Source organism: Paenimyroides viscosum (assembly GCF_003858535.1).
GTDB classification, from domain to species: Bacteria; Bacteroidota; Bacteroidia; order Flavobacteriales; family Flavobacteriaceae; genus Flavobacterium; species Flavobacterium viscosum.
This window is the reverse complement of the sequence record NZ_RQTJ01000083.1, coordinates 1-1253: the sequence shown is the minus strand read 5'-3', so window position 1 is coordinate 1253 and position 1253 is coordinate 1. Positions and strand designations below refer to the sequence as shown.

The 1253-nt window shown below is 32.7% G+C and carries 1 protein-coding gene; it reads left to right on the top strand.

Annotated elements, in window-relative coordinates; translation table 11 throughout:
• The first annotated feature begins 247 nt into the window (after positions 1–247).
• Complete coding sequence (locus EG242_RS14775) at positions 248–1228, top strand: IS110 family RNA-guided transposase (protein WP_124900698.1); 981 nt, start codon at positions 248–250, stop codon at positions 1226–1228.
• The last annotated feature ends 25 nt before the right edge of the window (positions 1229–1253 follow it).

Genomic DNA, 1253 nt, shown 5'->3' with positions numbered 1-1253 from the left:
CTTCGACAAGCTATTAGATTTGTATTTAGTAAATTCAGTTATTATTAATGAAGATAATTTCTGAACAACCAGAGGGAATAGGTGAACTAGTTCGACTCTTAAACGTAGTGGTTTATCCTGAGCATTAGTCCTATTCTCCTCTTTGGTTTTAAGTACCATTTAGAATGTTAAGCTTAAAGGCTTATTAATAGCGTTAGTAATTAAACCAATTGGGTTGTGTCAGAGTTGTTTTCCTAAATTCAAATTTATGAAAAATTTTATTATTGGCATTGATGTTTCTAAAGACACACTTGATTTTTGTATCCTGCAAAAAGATAGCCGCAGGAAACTTCAGCAAGGTGTGATTCCGAACAAAGAAAAAGAGATTCTTACTTGGCTGAAAAATCTAGACAAAGAGAATGTAGTTGTTGCACTGGAGCATACAGGACATTACGGTGCGCTGCTGTCTTGGCTATTAGAAGAACAACTATTTACTTACTATTTGATCAACCCATTAGACCTCCAGCGGTCGTTAGGACTACAGCGTGGAAAATCTGATATAGTGGACGCCTATAGAATTGCTGATTATATTATAACAAATCATCATAAACTATCACCTTTTAAATTGCCTTGTGAATCATTAAGAAAATTAAAAGCACTAATGACGGCACGTGAACGATACGTAAAAATGTCAGTACAAATACAAAATAGCTTAAAAGCGGAAATAATACTAAGTGAAAAAGTAGCATTGAAACAATTGATAAAACTTGAGCAAAAACAATTAAAATCCATCAAAAAGACGATACAAGATTTAGAAAAACAAATGATGGAAATAGTAAAATCAAGTCAGGATCTAAATACTACCTACACAAAAATATCCTCTGTAATAGGTGTTGGTACCATTACGGCAATTAAATGCATTATAGAAACTGATAATTTCACTCGCTTTACAGATGCCCGTAAATTTAATTGTCATTGTGGCTTAGCTCCATTTCCTTATCAGTCAGGTAGTAGTATCAAAGGCCGTACAAAAACACACTTTTTGAGGGACAAAACACTAAAGTCTATTTTATTTAAAGCTGCAGGAAGTGCCATTCAGCACGATCCTCAATTAAAAAAATATTACGAACAAAAATTAGAAAAAGGAAAGCACAAGCTTACAGCTTTAAATGCTGTTGCAAACAAAATTGTATTAAGAATATTCGCCGTTGCAAAAAGAAATGAACCTTTTGTAAAATTAATTACTTGATTACTTGTTTTTATCTTAGAATGCT

Excerpts from the sequence above, each read along its gene's own strand:
- EG242_RS14775 (WP_124900698.1), top strand. The coding sequence starts at position 248 with ATGAAAAATTTTATTATTGGCATTGATGTTTCTAAAGACACACTTGAT.